Origin of the sequence: Streptomyces sp. TRM64462 (assembly GCF_013362995.1) — a bacterium.
GTDB lineage: Bacteria > Actinomycetota > Actinomycetes > Streptomycetales > Streptomycetaceae > Streptomyces.
Window position 1 is genome coordinate 1 of record NZ_JABWDV010000039.1, and the last position, 2,577, is coordinate 2,577.

Below are 2,577 nucleotides of genomic sequence, written 5' to 3' on the forward strand. Positions count from 1 at the left end.
GGCGATGCGCCTGCTGCGGGTCGGTGCGCCACGGCTACGGGGTGGGCGCGCGGGTCAGGGCCGCGGCTGGGCCGTGGGCGACACGTCGGCGGGGTGCCGGGCGTGCGGCACGGCGGGACCCTCGTCCTGGTCCGGGTGGTCCGGGTGGTGCGGGTGGTCCGGGTGGTCCGGGTGGTGCGGGGGCGGATCGGTTTCGCTGCGTGCGCGGATGCCGGGGCGTGCGGTGGTGTCGGGCGCGCCGGCCGAGGCGTACGCGGCGCGCTCGACCGCGGTCGGGGAGAGGGCGACGAACGCGGAGGTGAGGAAGAGGTACGAGCCGAGGCCGACGGCGAGCGGGAAGATGAACTGCATCGCCGTGGCGCCGGGCAGCGGATCGGGCGACGGCTGGACCTCCACCGTGACGGCGAGCATGCCCGTGTAGTGCATGCTGCTCACCGCCGCGCCCATGACCAGGGAGGCCACGCCGACCGCGGCGGGCGACCTGATGTTGAGGGCGGCCCACAGGGCGGCGGTGGCGGCCACCACGGCGATGGCGACGGAGAGCGCGACGAGCAGCGGGTCGTAGCGCACGGTGCCGTGGAGGCGGAGTGCCGCCATGCCGAGGTAGTGCATGCTGGCCACGCCGAGACCGGTGGTCAGCCCGCCGACGAGCAGCGACATTCGGCCGTCCCGCCCCTGGGTGTGTCCGTGGCCGACGGCGAACACGCCGGCGCCGACGACGAGGACGGCGACGAGCAGGCTGAGCAGGGTCAGCGGGACGTCGTAGCGGATGTCGGTGCCCGTGACGGCGAATCCGAGCATCGCGATGAAGTGCATCGTCCAGATGCCGGTGCCGATGGCGGAGGCGGCGGTGAGCAGCCAGTTGCGGCGCGAGGCGCCGGTGGCTTCGAGGGCGCGTACGGTGCAGCGCAGGCCCAGGGCGGCGCCCGCGCACGCCATGGCGTACGACAGCGCGGGGGTCAGCCAGCCGAAGGCGGCGTGGTCCAGGTGTCCCATGGGTCCGGGACCGTAGCCCTGGAGGGGGCGCACGGTAGGCGCACGTTTCGAAAGCTGACGGAATATGACAGAGAGACGTTACTGAACGACCGCGCCATGGTCGAACGTGCGCACAGGGGCGGCGCTCGGACGGGTGAGGAATCATGAACTCATGAGCGATGACCACACGGACGCACAGGAGTTCTTCGCGGCACGGGCGGCCGACTGGGACGCCCGGTTCCCGGACGACGGTCCGGCCTACGCGGCGGCGGTCACCGAGATCGGGCTGCGGCCCGGGGACGCCGTGCTCGACGCGGGCTGCGGCACCGGGCGGGCGCTGCCGGCGCTGCGGGACGCCGTGGGACCTTCGGGGACGGTCGTGGGGCTGGATCTGACGCCCGCGATGCTGGAGCAGGCGGTACGGGCCGGGCGGGACGCCTGCGGGGCGCTGCTGCTCGGCGACGTGGCGCGGTTGCCGCTGCGGGACGGCGCCATGGACGCGGTGTTCGGCGCCGGGCTCGTCTCGCATCTGGCGCGGCCCGCCGACGGCCTGCGCGAGCTGGCGCGCGTCGTACGCCCGGGCGGGCGGCTGGCGCTGTTCCATCCGGTCGGGAGGGCGGTGCTCGCCGCGCGGCACGGCCGGCGGATCACCGATGACGATGTGCGGGCGGAGCCCAACCTGCGGCCGCTGCTGGCCGGTTCCGGCTGGCGCATGGTCTCGTACGTGGACGAGGACGCCCGCTACCTGGTGCTGGCCGAGCGCGTGACCGGCTGACGGGCCCACGTCCCGTGCCGGTCCCTCTTCTTCCGGCTGTGCCGCCGCCCTACGTTGGAGGGAGGTACGGACACCGATGGCCGCGGCGGTCACCGCCGCGCGGGAAGGTGGGTCCGATGTTCAGCAGGCTCAGCAGACTCCGGACGCGCGCGCGGACCAGGGCCAGAGTGGGCGCCCCCGCCGCGTCCCACGGCGGCGCCGATGCTCACGCGTCTCCCGCGCCGGCCGGTGCCGGGCGGACCGGGCCGCGGCGGCAGCACAACATCTTCGAGGCCGCGGCCGCGTACGTCGCCGCGTGCGCCGAGAGCGACGAGGAGGCGATGGACGAGGCTGCGGGGTGGGTCTCGCCGGAGGCCCTGTCCTTCGGCGTGGGCGAGCTGGCCTGCCGGGCGGTGATCGCGCTGGCGCGTGAGCGGGACGAATCACCGCAGGTCGTGGCCCGCAGTCTGCTCGGACTGCCCGCCGCCTGACGCTCCGGCGGTCGACTCGGTGCGTCCGGAGTCTCGACGTCCGGGTTACTCGCTGGTTAAGGTGCGCCGACCGACACCTTCGGCAGCACTGCGACAGACGACGGGAGGCCCGCCGTGACCGTGACGGACGACGAGGCGCTGTACGTCCTGACCGCGGCGCTGCTCACGCCCGCCCAGTTCCCCAGCGTGCTCGGCGACGACTACCCGCAGGCGTGCCGGGCGCTGGGCCTGGAGCCGTACGCCGAGGGGTACGGGCTCGTGCTCGGCCAGGACGCCGAGGGGGCGCGCTGGACGGTGGCCGTGGACGACGTGTCGCTGGTCGCGGTCGCGATCGCCGCGTGGGACTGCGGAATGGAC

Annotated in this window: 3 protein-coding genes and 1 pseudogene; 3 read left to right on the forward strand and 1 reads right to left on the reverse strand. The window is 74.6% G+C overall.

Annotated features, from left to right (window positions below):
* Positions 1 to 54 precede the first annotated feature (54 nt).
* On the reverse strand, positions 55 to 996 hold the full coding sequence (locus HTZ82_RS01870) for an MHYT domain-containing protein (RefSeq protein ID WP_175407485.1): 942 nt from the start codon (positions 994 to 996) through the stop codon (positions 55 to 57).
* A 151-nt stretch (positions 997 to 1,147) separates the two neighbouring features.
* Between HTZ82_RS01870 and HTZ82_RS01875 the strand changes: the two genes are divergently transcribed.
* The 3 genes and pseudogenes from HTZ82_RS01875 to HTZ82_RS01885 form a co-directional block, all read left to right on the forward strand.
* Entirely contained in the window at positions 1,148 to 1,750 is a 603-nt protein-coding gene (locus HTZ82_RS01875) for a class I SAM-dependent methyltransferase (RefSeq protein ID WP_175407486.1), read from the forward strand.
* Between the two features lie 116 nt (positions 1,751 to 1,866).
* A complete protein-coding gene (locus tag HTZ82_RS01880; protein ID WP_175407487.1) occupies positions 1,867 to 2,220 on the forward strand; it encodes a hypothetical protein in 354 nt (117 codons plus the stop codon).
* Positions 2,221 to 2,334: 114 nt separating this feature from the next.
* A pseudogene (locus tag HTZ82_RS01885) lies at positions 2,335 to 2,577 on the forward strand (hypothetical protein); the annotation flags it as partial.